The sequence below is a fragment of the Lysinibacillus sp. NPDC059133 genome, assembly GCF_042755925.1.
In the GTDB taxonomy this organism is placed as follows: domain Bacteria; phylum Bacillota; class Bacilli; order Bacillales_A; family Planococcaceae; genus Lysinibacillus.
Genome location: NZ_JBHZDH010000021.1, coordinates 1,736 through 24,076 on the forward strand (window position 1 = coordinate 1,736; position 22,341 = coordinate 24,076).

Genomic DNA, 22,341 nt, shown 5'->3' on the forward strand with positions numbered 1-22,341 from the left:
TTTATTAAAAAAATGCGACTGTACGACGGAGAAAATGTGGAGGGATTTAATTCCGTTGACTTAGAGGAGCTGAAAAAAGAGTTTCCTAATGAAGGCATGAACGGTATTGATCCACGGTATATTATTAATCGTATTTCTTCTGCTATTATCCGAAAAGAGGTACCATCTATTAATGCGTTAGATGTTCTGCGTGCACTAAAGGATGGGCTTGACCAGCATGCTTCAATTTCTCAGGAAGATCGAGAAAAATATATGAACTATATTGCAGTTGCTCGAAGAGAATATGATGATATTGCCAAGAATGAAGTGCAAAAAGCTTTCGTGTATTCGTATGAAGAGTCTGCAAAAACATTGATGAATAATTATCTTGATAATGTAGAAGCGTTTTGTAATAAAAACAAAATTTTCGATCCATTGACTGGTGAGGAAATGAATCCAGATGAAAAATTAATGCGCTCTATTGAGGAGCAAATTGGCATTTCGGAAAATGCGAAAAAAGCATTCCGTGAGGAGATACTCATTCGTATTTCTGCTTATGCTCGAAAAGGTAAGCGTTTTGACTATAATTCTCATGAAAGATTACGAGAAGCCATACAGAAGAAACTTTTTGCGGATCTTAAGGATGTCGTGAAGATTACAACATCTTCAAAAATGCCGGATGAATCACAGCTGAAGAAGATTAATGAGGTTGTAGCGAGACTTGTTGATGAACATGGCTATAATCCAACATCTGCTAATGAATTATTGCAGTATGTAGGTAGTCTGTTAAATCGATAAAAACTATAAGACTATTGATAGGAGTGAATAGGAGTGTCCATTTTAGGGCACTCCTTTTATCTTCATTCAGTGGGTGTCCAAACACTCGCCACGTCCTGTGGCAATTTATCTGTGCGACAGCAACAACAAGGCTTTAACTGTGAAAGCGAAGCGACAGCAACAACAAGGTTTTATCTGTGCGAAAGCGAAGCGACAGCAATATGCCAAGGCGAAATTGATCTTCATTCACTTATTTTTGCCATAGGTGAAGTAACCACGAAGTGTAATTGATTTCTCTAAAAAAGTTCAAGAAAGCGAATCACTAGCATAGTATAGAAAAAGCGAATTTGATAGATGGGTGAGGATAAAAATGACTGAAAACGATAATAAACGTTTTGCCATTTCTCAGGAAAATTGGTCCCTCCATCGTAAAGGGCACCAGGACCAGCAACGGCATATGGAAAAAGTAAAAGATGCTATTAAGAATAATTTACCCGATTTAGTAAGTGAAGAAAGTATTGTCATGTCCAATGGTCGCGAGGTTATAAAAATCCCTATACGTTCACTTGATGAATATAAAATTCGATATAACTATGATAACTCCAAGCATGTTGGGCAGGGGCAAGGAGACAGTAATGTAGGTGATGTGGTTGCGCGTGATGCTAGTAAAGGCAATCAGGCTAATGGTAAAGGAAAAGAAGCTGGTGACAAGCCAGGCCATGATTATTATGAAGCTGAAGTAAGCATTGAAGAGGTTCAAAATGTGTTATTTAACGAGCTTGAGCTACCAAACCTGCAGCAGAAAGAAAAAGCGGATATTAAAACGGAAAAAATTGAGTTTAACGATATTCGGAAAAAAGGTTTAATGGGAAATGTCGATAAAAAGCGCACCATTCTTAATGCGTTAAAGCGTAATGCGATGAAAGGAAAACCAGAAATTACGCCGATTCATAATGATGATCTGCGTTTTAAAACGTGGGATGAAGTGGAAAAACCTGAATCGAAGGCAGTGGTTCTTGCCATGATGGATACAAGTGGCTCGATGGGCTCCTTCGAAAAATATTGCGCTAGGAGCTTCTTCTTTTGGATGACAAAATTTTTGCGCTCCAAGTATGAAACCGTGGAAATTGAGTTTATTGCGCATCATACAGAGGCAAAAGTAGTGACAGAGGAAGAATTTTTCACGAAGGGAGAAAGTGGTGGAACGATTTGTTCATCTGCCTATATAAAGGCATTGGAACTAATTCGGGAAAAGTATAATCCTTCTCGCTACAATATTTATCCAGTACATTTTTCAGATGGTGAAAATATATCAATGGATAATGAAAAGTGCTTGAAGCTAGTAGGGGAGTTAATGGAAGTATCGAGCATGTTTGGATATGGAGAAGTCAATCAGCATAACCGCTTTTCTACACTTATGTACACATATAAAAAAGTAGATGATCCTAAGTTTAGATATCATATTTTGAGAAAAAAAGGCGATGTGTACGATGCCTTAAAGAGCTTTTTCAAAAAAAGTGAAACTTAAACCATGTTCAAAGGAGGGGACTTAAAAAGTGGAGATGAAAGAGCTTGAACGAGCGATTGATGAAATCACAGAAATTGCCTCAAGCTTTGGCTTAGATTATTTTCCAATGCGCTATGAAATTTGTCCGGCAGATATTATTTATACATTTGGCGCATATGGTATGCCTACTCGATTTTCACATTGGAGCTTCGGTAAACAATTCCATAAAATGAAGCTTCAATATGATTTAGGGCTAAGTCAAATCTATGAGCTAGTGATTAACTCAAATCCATGTTATGCATTTTTACTTGATACAAATACGTTAACACAAAATAAATTAATTATTGCGCATGTATTGGCGCACTGTGATTTCTTTAAAAATAATGTACGCTTCTCCAATACTAGAAGAGATATGGTGGAGAGCATGACGGCAACAGCTGAAAGGATAGCTGGTTATGAAAGGGAATATGGAAAGGATGAGGTCGAGCAGTTTTTAGATGCGGTTTTAGCGATTCAGGAGCATATCGATCCATCTCTTTTACGACCAAAATTGGCTTGGAATACGGAGGATGAACTTGAAGAGGAGAATTATCAAGCAAAAACGCCATATGATGATCTATGGCGTTTAGATGATAAGGAAAAAGAGTATAAATCGGTAAGGCGAAAAATAAAGAACTTCCCCCCAAAGCCAGAAAAAGATTTACTGCTATTTTTAGAGGAGCATAGTCGAGAGCTCGAGGACTGGCAGCGAGATGTATTAACGATGATGCGTGAGGAAATGCTTTATTTTTGGCCACAATTAGAGACGAAAATTATGAATGAGGGCTGGGCTTCCTTTTGGCATCAACGTATTATGCGTGAGCTTAAGCTAACATCAGCGGAAACGATCGAATTTGCGAAGTTAAATGCAGGTGTTGTGCAGCCTTCAAAGACATCTATTAATCCTTATTACCTTGGTGTGAAAATATTTGAGGACATTGAAGAGCGTTATAATCATCCAACGGAAGAGATGAGAAAGCTAGGCGTACAACCGAACTCTGGGCGGGAGAAAATGTTTGAGGTTAGAGAGATAGAGTCGGATATATCCTTTATCCGCAATTATTTAACGAAGGATTTAGCAAAGCGAGAGGATCTTTATTTGTTCCAGAAAAAGGGCAATGAATACCGTATTACAGATAAGGATCATGAAATGGTACGTGATCAGCTCATATCGATGCGTGTAAACGGAGGATTCCCATATATCGTCGTTAAAAATGGAGATTACCTTCGCAACGGAGAGCTCTATTTAGTGCATGGCTTTGAGGGAATGGAGCTCGATCCGCACTATTTAGAGAACGTTTTGCCATATATTTATCAGCTATGGGGTCGTCCTGTTCATTTAGAAACCTATGTGGATGGGAAGCCAATGCTTTATTCATATGATGGTACAAAAAATTATAAACGGAATGTGTGAGGCGTGATTCCTTGGTGGGTAACTAAATCAAAAAACTTCTATCTGTTGGTATGAACTATTTTTACAGATAGAAGTTTTTTTGAGTATCAACTAAATCAGGCGTATTGATTAGGAAAATATAGGTTTATTATTGGCTGATAAAAGGATTTTTTTGATATTTTGCTAATGTACGTCCATTTTTACTGATTGTAGCGTAGGGCTACTCGACTCCCGAGGGAAAGCGAGACAGACGAGACCCTGCACGGAGCGCAGCGGCTCGACGCTCGCCCGCAGGAAGCCTTGCTCTGCGCGAAAGCGAAGCGTCAGCGACAATGTTTTCTGTAGCGAAAGCAAAGCGGCAGCTACAAATGTTTTCTGTAGCGAAAGCAAAGCGTCAGCTACAAAGCGAGTAGCCCGTAGCGGAAATCAGGGCCTTCTAATTAATAAGAGTGGATAAAAATGGTTAATAAACACACTTGCAACTAAAATTTTATTATTCGTTTTTATCTTCATCTAACAATGGAGAGGACTCATTTTCATCTTCACTACTTTCACTATGATTCGAAGATGAATGGATATCGCTGTCGATTACTAAGCTGTCCCTTACTTTAATTCCTTGTTGTCCACCAGCTTCATCATTATTGTCACCAGCAATACCGCTTCGGCCATTTCCATCGGCGAATTGGGAGTTTACATTTCTAGTACTGCCGTTTATTGCGTTTTGACCTCCTTGGTTGGCATTAGTACCTACATCTTTATTTATTTGTCCGCCACCTTCAGCCCTTTGTTCAAAATGGATATCAGTATTGCCAATATTAAAAGTTAAATGGATAGTAATATGATTTTTAGATGGATCCTTTGAACGTTCATTATCAGGTTTATAGTCAGACATAGTTTTCACCTCCTTTTTTCAGCATTATTATTAAGTTATTAATTTTTCTCAAGCTTACTTGTTCATGTAGCCCTAAGTTGATAAATAATGTGAGGGGATGGAGACTGAAAAACTGTTCCTTATCGTAAAATTTGTTAAAATGAATAGGATTTGAATATATGAAGAACTGGAACGGTGAATCGACGTTGAGAACATTTAAAAAGGTTTATATAGAAATAACGAGCGTCTGTAATTTAGCATGTAGTTTTTGTCCTCCAACTGCTCGTGCAAAGGGACTTATTAAAGTAGAACAATTTAATAAAATATTGGACGAAATACGTCCTCATACGAAATATATTTATTTACATGTAAAAGGAGAGCCACTTTTACACCCTCGTATTGATCAGTTGCTTGACGCAGCACATGAGAAAGGTTTTAAAGTTAATATTACAACGAACGGTACACTGATTAAAAAGAATCGTGAAAAGATATTAGGGAAACCAGCCTTACGCCAAATCAATTTTTCATTGCATAGTTTCGACGGTCATGAGGGATCGGAAAATCGTGAGAAATACTTAGGGGATATATTAGACTTTGTGCGTGATTCAAAAGATTATAATACGATTATTTCATATCGTTTATGGAATTTACAAAGGGATCAAGTATCGGATATTGCGGCACGAAGAAATCGTGAAACGCTCGAAATTCTAGAAAATGAATATAATCTTGATTATCGCATCGAAGAAAAAGTGCAACCAGGTAAAGGTGTAAAGATTGCTAATAATATTTATATAAATCAGGATCATGAATTCAAGTGGCCAAGTTTACTGGAGCCTGAGGATGAAGGAAAAGGCTTTTGCCATGCACTTCGAAGTCAAGCCGCTATTTTAGTGGATGGTACAGTAGTGCCGTGCTGTCTTGATGGTGAGGGCGTCATTAATTTGGGGAATGTGAACGAGAAATCCTTCACAGACATTGTTCAAGGTGAACGTGCAAATAATATTGTCGACGGATTTTCACGTAGGGAAGCAGTCGAAGAGCTATGTAGAAAATGTGGCTATCGTCAAAAGTTTGGGATGTAATAATCAGATCCATTTGGTTGTAGACTAAATGGATTTTTTTATATGGGGAATTTCCCCATATTAGAGAATGGGTGATTCCTCATCAAAAAATGGGGGCAATTGTTCAGACATCTGCGTTGATTGACAAGCAAAGGTGAGCGAAGCGGCTCATCGAATGCTCTACACATTAAGCCGTGTATCCAGAACTTTCTTGTTAAAAATAGCTCCAACGTTATTGACCATTGGAGCTATTTTTCTTTGATTGTGAATCTATAGTATTTAAAAAATCCTTCGTAATGCGTACTACGTATTTCACCTCGTCTAAATTGCGCTCCCTTAATACTGAACGATGTATATCAAGCATAATGTTCTTTTCTTCAATATCAGTAACACCAGATAATTTTTGAAAATTAAAAAGCTCCTCAGGTGCAATATCTAAAGCTTTCATCAGCGTTTCTAAAGTGCTTAATGTAATATTAGATTGCCCGTGTTCAATGTTTGAGATTCGTCCTTTACTAAAACCTAGTTTCCCTGTTTTTTCTGCTACTTCTTCCTGACTAAGCCCCTTGGAAACCCTAATAATACGGAGTTGTTCGCCTACTAGCTTTAAAAAGTCTGACATATGATTCACCTCTATGTAAAAAGCTAGTGAAAAACATTAAAAATGCCTATACCATTATAGTGGTATAATAGATATAATGTTACATTAAAATGGTACAATGATTGGTAGTAAGTTTTTATTGAGAAAAAAGACTTATGAAAAATAGTGTTGATGATTCCAGTAGCTTGTTTTAGGGTATAGCTAATTAAGTTAAGGATTGGAGGATTCAGGCATGGTAAAGCGTTATCGATTGGATGAGGTTGCTATCATAAAAGAGGGGAAAATAGTACCGAGGGAAAAGTATTTTACGAACGTCGGAGTACCCCTAATTACAGCAGAAGATTTAAAAAAGTTAATGCTAAATGGTGATATTGAACAATTACCAAAAGTTAATATTACATTTAAAAAACATTTTGAGTGTGCACCAGTACCAGCTAAAACCATCATTCTTACTAAAGCTAACTTGAAGGACAAACATAAATATATTTATCAATGTGAAACTGAAATATGTATTGCAAACGATATCGTCGCGATTATTCCAAATGAAACAATTATTTTAAGTGATTATTTATTTCACTTTCTTAGATGGTATGAAATGAATAATGAATGGCATCATTTGTACCATATACCGATTGATATTCCGATGATAGATATCCAATACAAAATGGTGCGAATTTTAAATACGATTCAGCTTTTATTAAAAAATAAAGAGCCGTTGCTGACAGTAGTAGAGGGGCTACCACAGCATTTTGATAATTTTTCGCTGCAAATAGAAAATCACTCAAAAAGTTTACATCATGGGTTTCATCAGGCTCAGAATCTATACGATGATATGCTACATAAAATTTTTAAGGGTGAGCTTAAATAAAATTGCACAATCCATAAACAGTTCTTCATCCTCGCTGGAATCAGATAAAATAATTAGTCGGTGTAAAGGTTAAAACCTTTCACACCGACTTTTTTAAATTTCGATAATTATAGGTAAAATCATTGGTTTTCTTTTTGTTTGTGAAAATAGATACTGACCGACAGCCCTTTTGATTTCTCTTTTTAAGACATGTATTTGTTGCTTACTTTCTTCCTGAAGCTCATTTACTGTTTCTTTAACGAGAATATTTACTTTCTTTAAAAGCTCCTCAAAGTCTTTGGCATAAACAAAGCCTCGTGAAATTGTATCTGGTTCTGAAATAAAGGTTCCATCTACTTTATTAAGTGTTATAACGATAACAAGCATGCCGTCTTCAGATAGCTGTTTACGATCTCGTAAAACAATTCCTTCGACTTCCCCGATACCGATACCGTCGACATACGTATCACCGGAAGGAATTTTACGTGTTTGCCTAGCCATTGCATTTTCAATATCAACAACATCCCCGTTTTTCATAATAAACGTATGTCCTCTTTTGACACCAACGGACTCGGCTAACAAACGATGCTGATGTAACATACGGAATTCACCATGAATCGGAATGAAGAATTGGGGCTTCATTAGCGTCAGCATTAGTTTTAAATCTTCCTGGTAGCCATGACCTGAAACGTGCATACCTGTATGACTAGCCGAGCCATAAATAACCTTCGCACCTAGCTGGAACAAATTATCGACGATCCGTGAAACACCCTTCTCATTCCCAGGAATAGGGGATGAAGCTAAAATCACTGTATCATCAGGTAAAATTTTTACTTCTCGATGATTTCCACTTGCTAAACGAGAGAGTGCAGCTAATGGCTCACCCTGACTACCCGTACATAGTACAACAACTTCTTCAGGTGGGAGATATTTCACCTCACGTGCATCAATTAACAGATCCTCTGGAACGGTTAAATAGCCTCGCTCAAGCGCAACATCTACAACATTCACCATACTCCGCCCAAGTAATGCAAGCTTTCTATTTGTAGTAATCGTTGCATCTACAATTTGCTGTATGCGATTAACATTAGAAGCGAAAGTAGAGATAACGATTTTACGCTCGGCATGTAAAAATGCATCTTCAATATGATTACCGACAAGCTTCTCTGAAGGCGTTAACCCAGGTCTTTCGGCATTCGTACTTTCAGAGATCAGTACTAGTACGCCATCTGATCCTATATCAGCCATCTTATGAATATCAGCAAACTGATTATTAACAGGCGTTAAATCAAATTTAAAATCACCAGTGTGTACTACATTTCCTTCAGGTGTATTCATAACGATGCCTAGGCAATCAGGTATACTATGGTTTGTTCTAAAGAAACTAACATCAACTTGACCGAAATTTAAAGATGAATCGGAATGAATTTCTATTAATTCTGTCTCTCTTAAAAGCTTATGTTCTTTCAGCTTTAGCTGGATTAACCCAAGAGTAAAACGTGTCGCATAAATAGGGACATTTATTTTTTTTAGCAAATAAGGGATACCGCCAATATGATCCTCATGACCATGTGTCACAATTAATGCTTTGATTTTCCCTCTATTTTCCAATAGGTACGTAATATCAGGGATAATTAAATCGATACCTAATAAGCTTTCGTCTGGAAATTTAGCGCCACAGTCAATAATTAAAATATCATTCCCATACTGTACTACATACATATTTTTGCCAATCTCATTAATACCACCTAAGGCGAAAATCGATAATGTATTGTCTTTTGTGGACAAGTATATCCCCTCCTAATTTTTCAGGTACTCTGGATGTGATTGAATTTGTTTCGTTACTTCAGCATTATGTAGTATAGCTTTAAGCGTTTCATCCTATACGAAAAGACCATTTGAGATTAAGTACTAATATTAGGTTTTCAAGAAGAATAGAATAGAGGAACGTAGAGAATAAAGGGGATGTGACTGGTTGTCGAATTACTTACAGCATGCGATGTTTGAACATAGGTTTTGGCTAAGGATCTTAAAAGATCATTCTCAATTTATTCATGATTCATTGTATCCATCGGAAACAGAGGATATTAAAAGAGCAAATTCATTTATTCATCAATTTTCTCAGCTTCTTGCCTATGTTAATTCAATCGATGCCAATAATGCGGTTTCCTTTTCACTTACTGTCGATGAAGCTGTAGAACAACTAAAGCAATTTAAATTTTTTATCCTTCGAAAGCAATTAACGGGAAATATTAATATTCATTTATCACCTTCCTTTATTAATCACATGGTGAATGAACTGGAGGAGTATCAAAATGTACTTAATTATCTGAAGAAGGGAGAAGTCCCACCAATCTTTCATGAGCTACATCATCACTTACTCTGGCTGTTAGATGCTTCAGGACATGCAGGTATCATTCACGACGATTTGGATGGCGTAGAAAGGAGATTGAGACAAAAAAGTACTACCTTTGCCCAACATTTTGAACAATTTTATTTAAAAGCAGTGGAGCTTACAGGATATTTACGTTCAAATATAGACTCTTTCCCTGCATTAACTCGCTTTAATCAAGATGTAGATATAGAAATGAAATTATTCAAAACTTTTTTACGCGAGTTAGAGGAAATGGAGTTAAGTGCAGAAGTTTTAGGAACGTTTACAGCTCTAATGGCGGATCATATGCTAAGAGAGGAGCAATACTATTTATCGAAGCTTGCACAATCTAAAGGTGAAGGTTAATTTGCACCTGAAGGAAGTGATGGCAATCTGAGGTTTGATATCAGGTTGCCTTTTTTATTCCGATAAATCAGCATAATATACCGATAAAATTGGAAAACATTCCGATAAATCTACATAATGTTCCGATAAAACTAAAAAACATTCCGATAAAATTTTAGGAATGTTTTTAGTCTGGAGGCTATTTTAGGGATGAATAAAAACGCCAGTGCCGATTGGGACAATGCTTGCGAGCTCTTCGACATCCTTATTATGCATGCGGATACAGCCACGTGAAACGGCGTGACCGATAGAGCTAGGATTATTAGTTCCGTGAATACCGTAATGTTCTTTAGATAAACTCATCCACATTGTCCCAAACGGACCACCAGGATTTGGATCCTTATTAATGATTATAAAATGGCCAGTAGGTGTATCATGTAACATCCTACCGACTGCTATTGGGTATTGCTTCTGAAGAACATTATCTTTATATAACCGTAGCCATCGATTTTCAATAGAAATATCTATTCTATAAGGGATAGTATTTGGATTAGGAAATCCAGGTATAACAATTTGTTGTCCTATATAAAGTACATTCGGATCTAACCCTGGATTAGCAGCAATTATGGACGATAACGGTGTACGATAATTTCTAGCTATTTGGGACAAGGTTTCGCCTACGCTAACTGTATGGATCAAATTCATCACCTCCTATAAAGTGGTTGCTTTAATACAGGTTATGCCGAAGCTACCTTTAATATTTTTAAGAGAATAGCAACTGCAGTTAGTTGGATAGGATAAGTAGTAAACAACCATATCCAGTAATCGAGGAGTTATTATGAAAGAATTTAAAATTACTTATTTCTTTGATGAAATGCATTATATACGGAGATTTATCCATATAGAATCACAGGAAAAAGCAGAGGCATTAGTTCGAAGCGAACGAGATCAATATATATCCTTTACAGATAGTAGAGGGATGTATCATGAGCTGCATACAAGAAATGTTCGGGTCATTCAAATATCTGAATATCATCGCATCGATAAAAGTTCGAAAACGAAAGGTACATGATTTGTCCAACATTGCACATGCTATAGGTAAAGGAGTGAGCAATGATGGACATAGAAAACATACCACATGAGAAAAAGATATTTATGAACTTAGCAAGTAAGAATAAACCAGACATGGTTGAATCAGATACTATAAGTCTTTTCGATTTACACGAAGACATGCAAACGGTTGATGCTATACCGGTTAAGGAGCTCAATAAAAAAGTAGAACGAGAAGGCGATGAATTGATCGAATTACAGCCTGATGAATTATAGAAGGTAGGGATTTTCATGACTGATCATAACGAAGCGCAGTTTACTTCTGCTGGAACGAATATTAATGAAGTAAAAAGACAAAATGCGGAAAGTGGTTTATCTTACAATGAAGTGAAAAAACTGTTAGCCCAAAGAGGAGGGGGTGGAACGGGAATATATAGTGATACAGATGTTGAAGAAGTAAAACAAGAGATTCGTGGGGAAAAGCAATAAGTTAGCTTGGGAGGAGTACGAAATGAAGTACTCCTCCATTTTTTATTCCGTAAAGCCCGATTGGGATGAAAAAATCACTGATTAAAGTTTCACTTTATTTTACAATGTAAAGTAAATGAAAGGTGGTGTACGAATGAAGGAAAAACGTTGTCCGTTATGTGGGCAAGAAAATCATTGTGGGATAGTAAAGGGGCAAAAGGATTGCTGGTGTATGACAGAGAGTTTTCCTAAAGAAATTCTTGAAGCGGTACCTAAAGAGCAATGTATTTGTCAAAAATGCTTGGATACATATCAAAAAGATTAATCGTTTATTTTAGGCTTTAAAAATACTGAATAGCTGTTACGAAACAATCAAGATATTTGGTACAATTGTCTACCGCACAACAACCTATCGGACATATATTACTCTGAAAGGAGTGTGTCTAATGACTAAAACCATTGTACTTAGTAATGTAACAAAGGCATATTTAGAGGATTACCAAAGGATCCTCGATAAAATGATGCAGGGCATGACGTATGTGACAATAACATGTAGTATTTCAGAAAATTTTATTAAGCAAATCTTACCGCATCAATTAGCTGCTATTAAAATGTCGGAAAATGTTTTGCGATACACCACTAATATACTTGTGCAAAATCTCGCATTAGAAATAATAGCAACAAGTACGGAGACTGTTGAATGCCTTGAAGCGATACAAAATAGATGCTGTATCGTACAAAATTCGGAATGTGAATTGTACGAATATATGTGTGCGTATAAAGAAATTACCGGGGCTATGTTCCAAGCAATGAGTTTACCACCAGTTTCTAATAATATTAATATAAACTTTCTTCGCGAAATGATTGTTCACCATCAAGGAGGAGTTCGACTAGCGCAAAACGTTTTAAGGTTCTGTACTTGCCAAGAATTAATACCAATCCTTCGAAATATGATTCAAACTATGTGCGATCGTATTTGCGAAATGGAAAAATTACTTGATGCTTTAAAGCCTTGCGAAAATTGCTAGTGTAACAAAGAACTCATTCAGCAAATCTTTTTGTAGCGAAAGCAAAGCGGCAGCAACATGGTTTTATCTGTGCGAAAGCGAAGCAGCAGCAACATGGTTTTATCTGTGCGAAAGCGAAGCGACAGCAACAAATGTTTTCTGTGCGAAAGCGAAGCGGCAGCAACATGGTTTTATCTGTGCGAAAGCGAAGCGACAGCAACAAATGTTTTCTGTGCGAAAGCGAAGCAGCAGCAACATGGTTTTATCTGTGCGAAAGCGAAGCGTCAGCAACATGGTTTTATCTGTGCGAAAGCGAAGCGTCAGCAACAACAATTACGTCAAGGCGAAATTGATATAGGGGAAAAACGCTAAAGTCGAAGTAGATTTTAGCGTTTTTTTGTGACTGCTATGTATATCAGCGAAACTGCTGAGTGAGGCTTACCTTGGATAAAAAATAATCAAGCATTCTCAACAGATGAAGCGCACATAAATGTGACTGTTTGTTTATGACTATCGTAGAGACACCACTCACGGTGATCGACAACTGATCCAACATTGATACCGTACTGCTTTTCTTGTAATAGAATTGGTTGGCCAAAACGAATACGAATAGGTAACTTTTTATTGCGATGATAAAGACCGGATTCATGACTATGTCCGAAGAAAAGAAGCGATTTTTTGAATGGTGGAAATGTAGGTTGCCATTTCACACTCCATTGAAATTGATGTCCATGCATAAGTGTTGCACCATCAATCTCCATTGTTTCAGGTAGCTCTGCAAAACGTTCGATGCCAGTTACACGAGTAATACGCTCCTCCTGATTGCCACGAATAGAGGGGAATGTTAGTAAATTTTCAAAATCATTCTCCACTATCGCAGCTTTTTGTAGCGGTAAACCCGACATTGTTTGTGCCTTTTTCTTACTTACAGTACATTCGTATAAATCACCTAATCCCAATACCTTTGCATCTTTCGCAGTGTGCTGAATATGGGTTAGAACTGCCTTTGTATCTTCTATATTAGAATGTAAATCTCCTAAAAGTGCGTACAGCATTTTAATCAGGCCTTTCTTAAAATCAATTTGCCTCGGCATAATTCCGTGACATCCGCCGGAGGCTTTGGGCAAACACGATGTTGGTCACTCAGGCGTTTTCATAGGATGTGAAGTTCTTAGCTTGAGTTCCTCTCTTTCAGCGGGTGTCCAAACTTGTACCTATCGCTACGCTTTCGGTACAAAAGACATTTGTAACTGCCGTTGCACTTACGTTACATAAAACATCTGTAACTGCCGTTGCACTTACGTTACATAAAACATCTGTAACTGCCGTTGCACTTTCGCTACCAAAACACTTACTGAAAGAAGTTAATCATTATACAAATATCATACACCTAACAGAAATTGATAGAAAAGTAAAATGAATGTGTATATTTAGTTACATATTTTGGTCCATCACTATAACGTGGAGCAAATTTCCGTTCAGACTGGGAGCTTTCCAAGCTTTCGCTCTAGATCTTATATTTTTATGTGAAGAAAAATTGCCAACCTTTTCATAGACTGATAAAATATAATTGTAATTTTCTGAATTTTCTTAGTGTTATTTAATTTTATACGGTGTGAGGGTAATGAATATGAAAGATTTGGGGGGCTTATGATGACGATGTTAATGACAGACATTCTACAAAACTATGCTATGCAGCAACCAAAAGGGATTGCAACGATATACGATGGGACAGAGCTATCCTATAGTGAATTTTATAAAAGTGCAGAAAAATTCGCAGCATATTTACAAGAGCAAGGCTTTGAAAAAGATGATGTAATTGCATTATATACGCTCAATTCAGATTTGTTTTTAATCGCTTATATCGGTGTTCAGTTAGCTGGCTACGTTGTCATGCCCATTAATACAAAATTAGCAGCTCCAGAGGTCGAATTTATTTTTAATCATTCAGAAGCTAAAGGACTTATTTATGATGAAAGATTAGAGGATGTACTTGCAACTATTGCATATCCGTTTCAACTTATTGTAGGGCTCAATGAAATGAAAGATATTTTAAAAAATTATCCAGGTCAAAGAAAAGCGATCAAATTGGAGCCTCATGATACTGCTGTTGTTATGTATACTTCTGGTACGACGGGAAAACCAAAAGGAGTAATGCTAACTCATCAAAATATTGTGTCAACTGCGGATATATGGTCTTCATCAATGGATATGACCAAAGAGGATCGCATGTTTATTTGTACGCCTTTATTTCATTGTGCAGGTCTTCATGTATTTGCGATGCCGATGTTTTATAAAGGCGGTACGATGGTTATAGAAGAGGCGTTTTCTTCGACAAATACATTAGAACAGCTTGCCGCTACAGCAGCGACAATTTTCTTTGGTGTTCCGGCAATGTATACAATAATTTTAAACACACCTAACTTTAAGGAACATACATTTAAAGATTTACGTTTATTATGTTACGGGGCGGCACCAATGCCTTATGAGCTTGTTAAGCAAGTGAAAGAGACTTTTCTTAATGTAAAAGTACAAAACCTGTATGGACAAACTGAAAATTCGCCTGCTACTTCTTCCCTTTTAGATGCCGATGCATTAACGAAAATTGGATCAGTAGGAAAACCATTAGCACAAACAGACGTCCGTGTTGTTGATAGCTTTGGTGAAACTGTGCCAACGGGTGAGGTAGGAGAAATATGTGTCAAAGGACCGCAAGTCATGAAAGGCTATTTACGTAGTCCTGAAGAAACAGCTAGAACAATTAAAGATAGCTGGCTCTATTCAGGAGATTTAGGGCGTTTTGATGAGGAAGGTTACCTCTATATTGTAGATCGTAAAAAGGATATGATCATTCGAGGTGGCGAAAATATTTATCCGATCGAGGTAGAAGAGGTTTTATATCAACTGCCAGAAGTTTTAGAGGCAGCTGTTGTAGGTTTACCGCATGAAGTATATGGCGAAGTTCCGAAAGCATTTGTCGTATTGAAGGAAGGGGAGTCCACCGATGAAGAGACGATATTGGCTTATTGTAGGACTCAACTTGCAAAATATAAAGTGCCATATGAAATTGAATTTTTAACTGAATTGCCACGTAATGCTTCTGGTAAGGTTTTGAAGCATACGTTACGTCCAAAAGTAAGCACAACATAAAAATAAAGTGTAGAAAAGTAAAACTTGAAAGTAGCAAATATAGTAATACCTTGATCGGACGTACGCTGAATTTAGAGATGTTATTGTGTCGCATATAGCGGGTATATAAAGATCAATTAGGCCTCTGCGCAATTGCGTCCGAGGCTTTTGGCCAACGTGAAGTTGATCACTCAGTCGTGTGTTGTTGTTGCTGCCGCTGCGCTTTCGCACAGTTAAAACCGTGTTGCTGCCGCTGCGCTTTTGCACAGATAAATTGCCACAGGACGTGGCGTTCTTAGACTGAGTTCCTCTATTTCACTGGATGTTTGGACAACCACTGAAAGAGGTTAAAATAGGAACGTCTATGAAATTAGCGTATAATAGAGTCTGCGACAAATTGAAATAATATAATAGAATTGAAGTTATTGTCTTCAAACAAGATAGGAGCGGAATTTGTCTTGTGGACGAGGTATAAACGCCTTTTACTAATAGGTATTATGATCATCATGCTACTTTCGAGTTGCAATCCGTTTTCGCAGCAGGAAACGCAAAACAAAGGATTAACTGTGTTAACAGTAGAGTTTAATAGTGGTGCACCAATACCTAACCTTTATATCACTGCTACAGATGTAAAGACAGGTAAGGTAGTGGAGGATGCGGTTGGCTCTGAAGAGGGCGAAGCAACATTTTCGAAACTTACAGAGGGACAGGAATATGCGATAGCTGCAACTACACTTGAAAATAGTACGACAAACGATGGTTATACGACAATTGAAAATTTTACATATGATGCGACAAAGCCGTATTATCGATTGGAGACACATTTTTCAAGGGACGAGCAGGAGCTGGATGTACCAGTTGTAATGCAAAATCCTGAACTCCCACATGGCTGTGAAATTACATCGTTAACAGCTGTCTTAAATTATTATGGGCTGGATGTTACGAAGCTGGAAATGGCTGATCACTATTTACCAAAGCAAACAATAAGTACTGTCAACGGTCAACGATTTGGTCCAAACCCAGATCAGGCTTTTGCAGGTAATCCTCGTGATAAAGCACATGGAATGTATGTCTTTGCAGCTCCGATTGTCAAAGCAGCAGAGGCAGTCATAGCGGATAAACAGGCAGACTTACGAGTGACAAATAAGAGCGGTGCCTCGCAGGATGAGATTTTACAGCTTGTTCGAGAGGGAGTCCCTGTTGTGACATGGGTTACATTGGATTTATCAGAGCCAAAGAGAAAATCAGAAAAGGGCTGGATCTATGAAGGTGAAACGGTGCCACAGAAAGCGTATATGAACTTACATGCTGTTGTTTTAACTGGGCATTTAGGCGATAAAGTAGTTGTCATGGACCCATTAAAAGGCTTTGTCACATATAATGTGGATCAGTTTTTTAAAAGTTATAGAGACTTAGGTGAACAAGCTGTAGCCGTTCATAAATGATTCAAAGAAGAGGTAGAAGGAGTACAAGGAAAGTATGTTACACTTATAAAAAAAGCCTCATCACCAAGTAATAAGGATGACATTCGATAAAAAGTCCATTTATATAAGTTGATCTTCATTATGGCGGATCAACTCCTTGGGGCCACGACGCCCCCAGGAAAGCGCCCAGCTGGAACGGAAATCAACCCCACGCTATGGTGATAAGCCTAAAAAAAGCTAAAGTGAGTTGAGTAGAATGGCCATTGAGCACGCTTTTTTACCGGTTTTATTAGGAGATGAAATGAATGCTTACGGCATGGCAAGAGCATTTTACGAGTCCTATGGCGTTAAACCACTTGCATTAAATCATACGAATATGGAGAAAATACAGCAGAGTGATTTATTAACGTTTCGTGAAGTTCCAAGACTCTATATTGAAGATCGTTTTGTCGTTGTGTTAAAGGCAATTGCAGAGGGATTTACAGGTAAAAAATTGCTTTTATTAGCCTGCGATGAATTTTACGTAAAAAAAATTGTGCAACATAAAGAGGAACTAGCAGAGTATTTTGAAGTTCCTTATGTGGATGCACACCTTGCTAAAGAGCTATTAACACGCGAGAGCATGTATGAACTTTGTGCGAAGTTCGGCTTTCATTATCCGGCAATGCATGTTTGCACTGTCAATGACTATGATGAATTTGACATCCCTTTTGACTATCCAGTTGTCATTAAACCTCTGAATATGACAAAGTATGCTACATGTATTTTCCCAGGTAAGAAAAAAGTGTATATTGCAAAAGATAACGACGAAAAGGAAGCTATTTTCCACGCCATTTATAAGGAATCTGCATACCGAGATGATATAATGGTACAGCAATATATACCTGGCGATGACGCTCATATGTGCGTCGTCAATGCTTATGTTGGGCAAGACAGTAAGGTAAAGCTGCTTTCTGTAGGTAACCCAATTTTAGAGGAGCATTCTCCAGAGGGGATTGGTCGCTATGTAGCCATAATGACAGCATATGATCAAGACTTAATGGATCGTGTGAAATTGTTTCTAGAGGAGATTCGATTCCAAGGCTTTGCCACGTTGGATATGAAGTATGATGAACGAGACGATCAATATAAGTTATTAAGTATTGAATTACATAATGAACTTTCCAATTATTATGTGACAGCAAGTGGTTATAATTTAATGCAATATGTTGCGGATGATTTTATTCGGGGAAGCAAGCAACAGTTAACATATGTTCAGAATAAACATCTTTGGACGATTGTGCCAAATGGTGTCCTCTTTAAATATGTACAAAATGAACAGCTAGTAATTGAAGCGAAGAGCCTTATTCGCCAAGGAATGTCTACGGATTCCATCTTTAATTATAAGGATATGAATGCGAAGCGTTGGTTGAATATAACGCTAGATAATTTAAACTTTTATCGCCAATATAAGAAATATTTTAACAACAAAGGTCTGTCAAACTAATGAAAAAACAAACTTTAGGTATAATAGGTGGCGTAGGCCCACTTGCAACGATGTTTATCGGTGAAATGATTGTAAGACGTACGAAGGCAACGAAGGATCAGGAGCATCTACATACAATCATTGATAATGATACGAATATCCCTGATCGTACTGCCTTTATTTTAGATAGTACAAAGGAAAATCCTGTACCAGTAATAGTCGCAGATGCTAAAAAGCTTGCATCTGTTGGAGCAGATATGATTGCTATTCCATGTAATACAGCCCATACCTTTTATGATGAGATTGTTGAAGGTTCTCCAGTTCCTGTATTACATATGATAAGGGAAACAGCAAAGCGTGCCTCTGATTTAGGGGCAGAGCGTGTAGGTATTTTAGCGACAACGGGTACAATAACTTCACGCATGTATCAAGATGCGTTGGAAGAATTTGGTATAACACCAGTTGTCCCGGATGATGTGATGAAAGAAAAAGTCATGTCTATTATTTATGATTATGTAAAGGCTGGGAAAGATGTCTCTCAAGAGGATTGGCAACCGATAGAAGAGGCAATGCTTGCACTTAGTTGTGATCGTATCGTATTAGGATGTACAGAATTATCTATTGTCAATCGAGATTTAAAATTAAGTGACACATATATCGACTCATTAATTGTTTTAGCAGAACGTGCTATAGAAGTATGTGGCTATGAAATAGTAGGTTAACAATTGAATAAACCAAATAAAAATCTGCTCGCTCTTCGCGGGTAAGCTGTAAACCTTCACAGAAGCTCCGGTGTCTATGAGGGCTTGAAGGCTTACAAATCCCGTGCATGAATCGTGCAGATTTTTTTATCCGCATTATTGTACAGGAAGACTCCCACTTCAAAATTCGTTAGGAGAGATTATACAATGGTTTATGTACATATGAAGTAGGAAAATGATTAGTGTGTTAAACTAGTGTCAAGTAGATAGAAGGTGGGAAATTACATGTCAGTAATAAATTTATTAAATGAAGATTTACAAGCAAAATGGAAGTTTGAAGAGCCAATGAAAATTCAAGAAGAAATGATTCCAGCAATGCTTGAGGGCAAGGATATTGTAGCTGAATCGCCGACAGGATCAGGGAAGACGTTAGCTTATGTACTTCCATTACTAAATAAAGTAAACGGTTCAAAAAAACAAACACAAGGACTTATCGTAGCCCCATCACAGGAGCTAGCAATGCAAATTGTTGAGGTTATCCGTGAATGGACAGCAGGTTCTGATATTACGGTTCAACAACTAATTGGTGGCGCAAACTCTGCACGTCAAATCGAGAAGTTAAAGAAAAAACCGACGATAGTTGTAGGAACACCAGGACGATTAAATGAATTAGCACGTGCTGGAAAATTAAAGCTAAAAGAAATTGAAACAGTTATTTTAGATGAATGTGATCAGTTACTAAGTCGTGAATATCGTGTTGTCGTAAAATCCTTTATCGAAAGTGCAGCATTTGGGCGACAAGTAGTTGTTGTTTCAGCAACAATTACGGAGGAAATTGAATTAGTGGCTAGTCGCATGATGTTCGAGCCGGTACGTTTCAAAATTAAACCTGAGGATATGTTAAAGGTTGGTAAAGTTGTACACTCTTTCGTGAAAGTGGAGGAGCGTGATAAAACTGATTTCTTACGCCGACTATCACATATAGAAGGATTACGTGGGTTGGCTTTCGTCAACAATATCGATCAATTGCTGATGAAGGAAACGAAATTACAATATCGTACGGCACCGATTGTGACATTACATTCTGACATGAAGAAGGAAGAACGTAAAAAGGCGTTAGATGCATTCCGTAAAGGTGATGCGCGTATTTTAATTGCGACAGATATTGCAGCACGTGGTTTAGATATTGAAGGTTTAACACATGTTATTCATGTCGATGTCCCAAGAACAATTGAGCAGTATTTGCATCGTTCTGGTCGTACAGGTCGTGCTGGAGCAGATGGTGAAGTATTAACGTTATTATCGTATCGTGATGAAAAAACGTATAAAAAATGGACGAGAGAAATTTCTGCGAAACCTGTACAGAAAGTATGGCATGAAGGCAAGCTAGTGGAGGGTAATTCAAAAACAATTGGACAAAAGCGAGGTAAATAATATGACGTTTGAAGAAAAATTACAAGCATATGCAGAACTTGCGGTAAAAGTCGGTGTCAATATTCAACCAGGGCAATACTTATTAGTTAATACATCAGTGGATGCACTGGATTTTGCCCGTTTAGTTGTGAAAGAGGCTTATAAGGCTGGTGCAGGACGTGTTCATGTTAATTTTTCAGATGATGAAATGGATCGTGCTTACTTTGAGCATGCCTCAGATGAAGAATTTAATCGTTTCCCAGAATGGGTAGTTAAAATGCGTGATGAGTTGATCGAACGTAAAGGAGCCCTATTGTGGATTGATGCTGCAGACCCTGATAAATTAGCAGGTATTTCAGCAGATCGTCTAGCTACCCATCAAAAGGTATCAGGAGCTGCTCTGAAAAACTATCGCAACGCCGTCATGAAGGATTTAATCGCTTGGTCGATCGTTGCCGTCCCTTCACCAAAGTGGGCATCGAAAGTATTCCCGAACTTAGCAGCTGGGGAACAAGTACCAGCATTATGGGAGGCCATTTTTAAAACTGTTCGTATCGGTGAAGGCAATGCTGTTGAAAACTGGCGTGAACACGTAACAAATTTAGAATCTCGTGCGGCTCTACTGAACAATAAAAAATATGCGAAGCTTCACTATACAGCGCCAGGTACTGATTTAACAATTGCATTAGCACCACAGCATAAATGGCTTACTGGAGGTAGTAAATCGCCTGATGATACGATCTTTATTGCTAATATGCCGACAGAAGAGGTTTATACATTACCGATGAAACAAGGTGTAAATGGCTATGTAAGCAATACAAAACCATTAGTTTATCAAGGGAATATTATCGATAGCTTCAAACTGACATTTGAAGAAGGAAAAATTGTTAAGGCTGAAGCACAAGTAGGCCATGATTTATTACAGGAGCTTATTAATGTAGATGAAGGCTCTTGCTATTTAGGCGAGGTAGCACTTGTACCGCATGAATCACCAATTTCAGCATCAGGAATTTTATATTTTAATACATTGTTTGATGAAAATGCATCGAACCATTTAGCGATTGGTGAAGCTTATCCAACTTGTTTAGAGGGTGGAAGAGATTTAGAAAACGGTCAGCTTGAAGCGTTAGGTGCAAATATTTCAGTTACTCATGAGGACTTTATGATTGGCAGCGGTGAGATGGACATTGACGGTATTTTACCAGATGGAACTGTAGAGCCAATTTTCCGCAAAGGTAGCTGGGCATTTTAAGTTCTTGATGGAAAGAAGGGAGCTGAGCAGATGAAACGATACCTAAGCTTTATGGGTGCAGCTATACTCATGATGGCATTTGGTGTTTCATCTGCTTTTGCTCAGTCTGAAAACTACCTGTCGATTGGAAATTCCTTGGCGGCTGGTCAAACGCCTTATCAACAGATTGATACAGGCTACAGTGATTTAATCGCCATGAAATTAGGAATGACTAGGCAATTGAGTTTCTATAATGGCAAATGTATTTTTACATGAATAGAGTGGAAGTAAAGCTCTAGCCATTTCTTCAAACGAATTGCCAAAGCCTAACCCTACTTCATTTGAGCAGATTTTAAAACAACTAGCGAAGGCAGAGCAGACACGAGAAGAAAAGAAAAGCCAATCCAAGCCCTACTGCGCGTGCCATTCAAGGTTTTACAGGATACGGCTTTTATGGAGAAGGAAAAGCTAAGAAACATTTTAATCATAACTATTTGTAACAGGGCATCGACAGTGATGCTCTTTTTTATGTTAAATATATATCAAAATATAAGTGACGGATAGAACTCTCGGGGCGACGGATGGAATTGTCGGAGTGACGGAAAGAACCCCCGGAGCGATGGAAAGAACGGTCGATGCGACGGATGGAATCGTCAGAG

Annotated in this window: 23 protein-coding genes and 1 pseudogene; 19 read left to right on the plus strand and 5 right to left on the minus strand. The window is 37.8% G+C overall.

What is annotated here, in order from left to right; genetic code table 11:
• The 3 genes and pseudogenes from ACFXN8_RS12905 to ACFXN8_RS12915 all read left to right on the plus strand — a co-directional run.
• Nucleotides 1-777 (plus strand): annotated as a pseudogene (locus tag ACFXN8_RS12905) (protein prkA); the annotation flags it as partial.
• Nucleotides 778-1,126: 349 nt separating this feature from the next.
• Nucleotides 1,127-2,284: a sporulation protein YhbH gene (gene yhbH, locus ACFXN8_RS12910; RefSeq protein WP_386845554.1), complete on the plus strand. Its 1,158-nt coding sequence runs from the start codon at nucleotides 1,127-1,129 to the stop codon at nucleotides 2,282-2,284.
• Nucleotides 2,285-2,318: 34 nt separating this feature from the next.
• Nucleotides 2,319-3,716, plus strand: a complete 1,398-nt coding sequence (locus ACFXN8_RS12915) for a SpoVR family protein (protein ID WP_386845632.1) — start codon at nucleotides 2,319-2,321, stop codon at nucleotides 3,714-3,716.
• A gap of 472 nt (nucleotides 3,717-4,188) precedes the next feature.
• On the opposite strand, the gene ACFXN8_RS12920 is transcribed toward ACFXN8_RS12915, so the two are convergent.
• On the minus strand, nucleotides 4,189-4,587 hold the full coding sequence (locus ACFXN8_RS12920) for a hypothetical protein (RefSeq protein WP_386845556.1): 399 nt from the start codon (nucleotides 4,585-4,587) through the stop codon (nucleotides 4,189-4,191).
• 185 nt (nucleotides 4,588-4,772) lie between these two features.
• On the opposite strand from ACFXN8_RS12920, the gene ACFXN8_RS12925 reads away from it, so the two are divergent.
• A complete protein-coding gene (locus ACFXN8_RS12925; protein WP_376073206.1) occupies nucleotides 4,773-5,648 on the plus strand; it encodes a radical SAM/SPASM domain-containing protein in 876 nt (291 codons plus the stop codon).
• 211 nt (nucleotides 5,649-5,859) lie between these two features.
• Here the strand turns inward: ACFXN8_RS12925 and ACFXN8_RS12930 are convergent, their stop codons facing one another.
• Nucleotides 5,860-6,249: a helix-turn-helix domain-containing protein gene (locus tag ACFXN8_RS12930; RefSeq protein ID WP_323650837.1), complete on the minus strand. Its 390-nt coding sequence runs from the start codon at nucleotides 6,247-6,249 to the stop codon at nucleotides 5,860-5,862.
• A gap of 211 nt (nucleotides 6,250-6,460) precedes the next feature.
• Here ACFXN8_RS12930 and ACFXN8_RS12935 point away from each other — a divergent pair, with 211 nt between their 5' ends.
• Nucleotides 6,461-7,096 (plus strand): restriction endonuclease subunit S, encoded by a 636-nt coding sequence (locus ACFXN8_RS12935; protein ID WP_386845559.1) that lies wholly within the window; start codon nucleotides 6,461-6,463, stop codon nucleotides 7,094-7,096.
• Between the two features lie 93 nt (nucleotides 7,097-7,189).
• On the opposite strand, the gene ACFXN8_RS12940 is transcribed toward ACFXN8_RS12935, so the two are convergent.
• Nucleotides 7,190-8,863, minus strand: coding sequence for a ribonuclease J (locus tag ACFXN8_RS12940; protein WP_386845561.1), 1,674 nt, complete (start codon nucleotides 8,861-8,863; stop codon nucleotides 7,190-7,192).
• A gap of 187 nt (nucleotides 8,864-9,050) precedes the next feature.
• On the opposite strand from ACFXN8_RS12940, the gene ACFXN8_RS12945 reads away from it, so the two are divergent.
• Complete coding sequence (locus ACFXN8_RS12945) at nucleotides 9,051-9,815, plus strand: DUF2935 domain-containing protein (protein ID WP_386845563.1); 765 nt, start codon at nucleotides 9,051-9,053, stop codon at nucleotides 9,813-9,815.
• Between the two features lie 183 nt (nucleotides 9,816-9,998).
• Here the strand turns inward: ACFXN8_RS12945 and ACFXN8_RS12950 are convergent, their stop codons facing one another.
• On the minus strand, nucleotides 9,999-10,493 hold the full coding sequence (locus tag ACFXN8_RS12950; protein ID WP_386845565.1) for a L,D-transpeptidase family protein: 495 nt from the start codon (nucleotides 10,491-10,493) through the stop codon (nucleotides 9,999-10,001).
• Nucleotides 10,494-10,632: 139 nt separating this feature from the next.
• On the opposite strand from ACFXN8_RS12950, the gene ACFXN8_RS12955 reads away from it, so the two are divergent.
• The 6 genes from ACFXN8_RS12955 to ACFXN8_RS12980 all read left to right on the plus strand — a co-directional run bounded on the left by ACFXN8_RS12955 (nucleotide 10,633) and on the right by ACFXN8_RS12980 (nucleotide 12,691).
• Nucleotides 10,633-10,866: a hypothetical protein gene (locus tag ACFXN8_RS12955; RefSeq protein ID WP_376073032.1), complete on the plus strand. Its 234-nt coding sequence runs from the start codon at nucleotides 10,633-10,635 to the stop codon at nucleotides 10,864-10,866.
• A gap of 41 nt (nucleotides 10,867-10,907) precedes the next feature.
• Nucleotides 10,908-11,120 carry a hypothetical protein gene (locus ACFXN8_RS12960; protein ID WP_376073035.1) on the plus strand — a complete coding sequence of 71 codons (213 nt, stop codon included), beginning with the start codon at nucleotides 10,908-10,910 and terminating at the stop codon, nucleotides 11,118-11,120.
• A gap of 15 nt (nucleotides 11,121-11,135) precedes the next feature.
• Entirely contained in the window at nucleotides 11,136-11,333 is a 198-nt protein-coding gene (locus ACFXN8_RS12965) for a gamma-type small acid-soluble spore protein (protein WP_386845568.1), read from the plus strand.
• 133 nt (nucleotides 11,334-11,466) lie between these two features.
• Nucleotides 11,467-11,637, plus strand: coding sequence for a cysteine-rich CWC family protein (locus tag ACFXN8_RS12970; protein WP_376073041.1), 171 nt, complete (start codon nucleotides 11,467-11,469; stop codon nucleotides 11,635-11,637).
• A 121-nt stretch (nucleotides 11,638-11,758) separates the two neighbouring features.
• Nucleotides 11,759-12,340 (plus strand): DUF305 domain-containing protein, encoded by a 582-nt coding sequence (locus tag ACFXN8_RS12975; protein WP_386845570.1) that lies wholly within the window; start codon nucleotides 11,759-11,761, stop codon nucleotides 12,338-12,340.
• A 57-nt stretch (nucleotides 12,341-12,397) separates the two neighbouring features.
• Complete coding sequence (locus ACFXN8_RS12980) at nucleotides 12,398-12,691, plus strand: hypothetical protein (protein WP_386845572.1); 294 nt, start codon at nucleotides 12,398-12,400, stop codon at nucleotides 12,689-12,691.
• A gap of 86 nt (nucleotides 12,692-12,777) precedes the next feature.
• Here ACFXN8_RS12980 and ACFXN8_RS12985 read toward each other — a convergent pair whose 3' ends face one another.
• Nucleotides 12,778-13,374: a metallophosphoesterase family protein gene (locus ACFXN8_RS12985; RefSeq protein ID WP_386845634.1), complete on the minus strand. Its 597-nt coding sequence runs from the start codon at nucleotides 13,372-13,374 to the stop codon at nucleotides 12,778-12,780.
• Nucleotides 13,375-13,972: 598 nt separating this feature from the next.
• Here ACFXN8_RS12985 and ACFXN8_RS12990 point away from each other — a divergent pair.
• The 7 genes from ACFXN8_RS12990 (at nucleotide 13,973) to ACFXN8_RS13020 (ending at nucleotide 21,958) form a co-directional block, all read left to right on the plus strand.
• Entirely contained in the window at nucleotides 13,973-15,469 is a 1,497-nt protein-coding gene (locus ACFXN8_RS12990) for a class I adenylate-forming enzyme family protein (RefSeq protein WP_386845636.1), read from the plus strand.
• A 437-nt stretch (nucleotides 15,470-15,906) separates the two neighbouring features.
• Entirely contained in the window at nucleotides 15,907-16,893 is a 987-nt protein-coding gene (locus ACFXN8_RS12995) for a C39 family peptidase (protein ID WP_386845574.1), read from the plus strand.
• A gap of 235 nt (nucleotides 16,894-17,128) precedes the next feature.
• Nucleotides 17,129-18,358, plus strand: coding sequence for a carboxylate--amine ligase (locus ACFXN8_RS13000; protein ID WP_386845576.1), 1,230 nt, complete (start codon nucleotides 17,129-17,131; stop codon nucleotides 18,356-18,358).
• Nucleotides 18,358-19,059: a cysteate racemase gene (cuyB, locus tag ACFXN8_RS13005; RefSeq protein WP_376073064.1), complete on the plus strand. Its 702-nt coding sequence runs from the start codon at nucleotides 18,358-18,360 to the stop codon at nucleotides 19,057-19,059. Before ACFXN8_RS13000 ends, cuyB begins: the two co-directional genes overlap by 1 nt.
• Nucleotides 19,060-19,323: 264 nt before the next feature.
• Nucleotides 19,324-20,472 carry a DEAD/DEAH box helicase gene (locus ACFXN8_RS13010; protein ID WP_376073066.1) on the plus strand — a complete coding sequence of 383 codons (1,149 nt, stop codon included), beginning with the start codon at nucleotides 19,324-19,326 and terminating at the stop codon, nucleotides 20,470-20,472.
• 1 nt (nucleotide 20,473) lies between these two features.
• Nucleotides 20,474-21,703: an aminopeptidase gene (locus ACFXN8_RS13015; protein ID WP_386845579.1), complete on the plus strand. Its 1,230-nt coding sequence runs from the start codon at nucleotides 20,474-20,476 to the stop codon at nucleotides 21,701-21,703.
• A 30-nt stretch (nucleotides 21,704-21,733) separates the two neighbouring features.
• On the plus strand, nucleotides 21,734-21,958 hold the full coding sequence (locus tag ACFXN8_RS13020) for a hypothetical protein (RefSeq protein ID WP_386845581.1): 225 nt from the start codon (nucleotides 21,734-21,736) through the stop codon (nucleotides 21,956-21,958).
• Nucleotides 21,959-22,341 lie beyond the last annotated feature (383 nt).

Coding starts and splice junctions, on each gene's coding strand:
- yhbH (WP_386845554.1), top strand. CDS start 1,127: ATGACTGAAAACGATAATAAACGTTTTGCCATTTCTCAGGAAAATTGG.
- ACFXN8_RS12915 (WP_386845632.1), top strand. CDS start 2,319: ATGAAAGAGCTTGAACGAGCGATTGATGAAATCACAGAAATTGCCTCA.
- ACFXN8_RS12920 (WP_386845556.1), bottom strand. CDS start 4,587: ATGTCTGACTATAAACCTGATAATGAACGTTCAAAGGATCCATCTAAA.
- ACFXN8_RS12930 (WP_323650837.1), bottom strand. CDS start 6,249: ATGTCAGACTTTTTAAAGCTAGTAGGCGAACAACTCCGTATTATTAGG.
- ACFXN8_RS12935 (WP_386845559.1), top strand. CDS start 6,461: ATGGTAAAGCGTTATCGATTGGATGAGGTTGCTATCATAAAAGAGGGG.
- ACFXN8_RS12955 (WP_376073032.1), top strand. CDS start 10,633: ATGAAAGAATTTAAAATTACTTATTTCTTTGATGAAATGCATTATATA.
- ACFXN8_RS12960 (WP_376073035.1), top strand. CDS start 10,908: ATGATGGACATAGAAAACATACCACATGAGAAAAAGATATTTATGAAC.
- ACFXN8_RS12965 (WP_386845568.1), top strand. CDS start 11,136: ATGACTGATCATAACGAAGCGCAGTTTACTTCTGCTGGAACGAATATT.
- ACFXN8_RS12970 (WP_376073041.1), top strand. CDS start 11,467: ATGAAGGAAAAACGTTGTCCGTTATGTGGGCAAGAAAATCATTGTGGG.
- ACFXN8_RS12975 (WP_386845570.1), top strand. CDS start 11,759: ATGACTAAAACCATTGTACTTAGTAATGTAACAAAGGCATATTTAGAG.
- ACFXN8_RS12980 (WP_386845572.1), top strand. CDS start 12,398: ATGGTTTTATCTGTGCGAAAGCGAAGCAGCAGCAACATGGTTTTATCT.
- ACFXN8_RS12985 (WP_386845634.1), bottom strand. CDS start 13,374: ATGCTGTACGCACTTTTAGGAGATTTACATTCTAATATAGAAGATACA.
- ACFXN8_RS12990 (WP_386845636.1), top strand. CDS start 13,973: ATGACGATGTTAATGACAGACATTCTACAAAACTATGCTATGCAGCAA.
- ACFXN8_RS13000 (WP_386845576.1), top strand. CDS start 17,129: ATGGCCATTGAGCACGCTTTTTTACCGGTTTTATTAGGAGATGAAATG.
- cuyB (WP_376073064.1), top strand. CDS start 18,358: ATGAAAAAACAAACTTTAGGTATAATAGGTGGCGTAGGCCCACTTGCA.
- ACFXN8_RS13010 (WP_376073066.1), top strand. CDS start 19,324: ATGTCAGTAATAAATTTATTAAATGAAGATTTACAAGCAAAATGGAAG.
- ACFXN8_RS13015 (WP_386845579.1), top strand. CDS start 20,474: ATGACGTTTGAAGAAAAATTACAAGCATATGCAGAACTTGCGGTAAAA.
- ACFXN8_RS13020 (WP_386845581.1), top strand. CDS start 21,734: ATGAAACGATACCTAAGCTTTATGGGTGCAGCTATACTCATGATGGCA.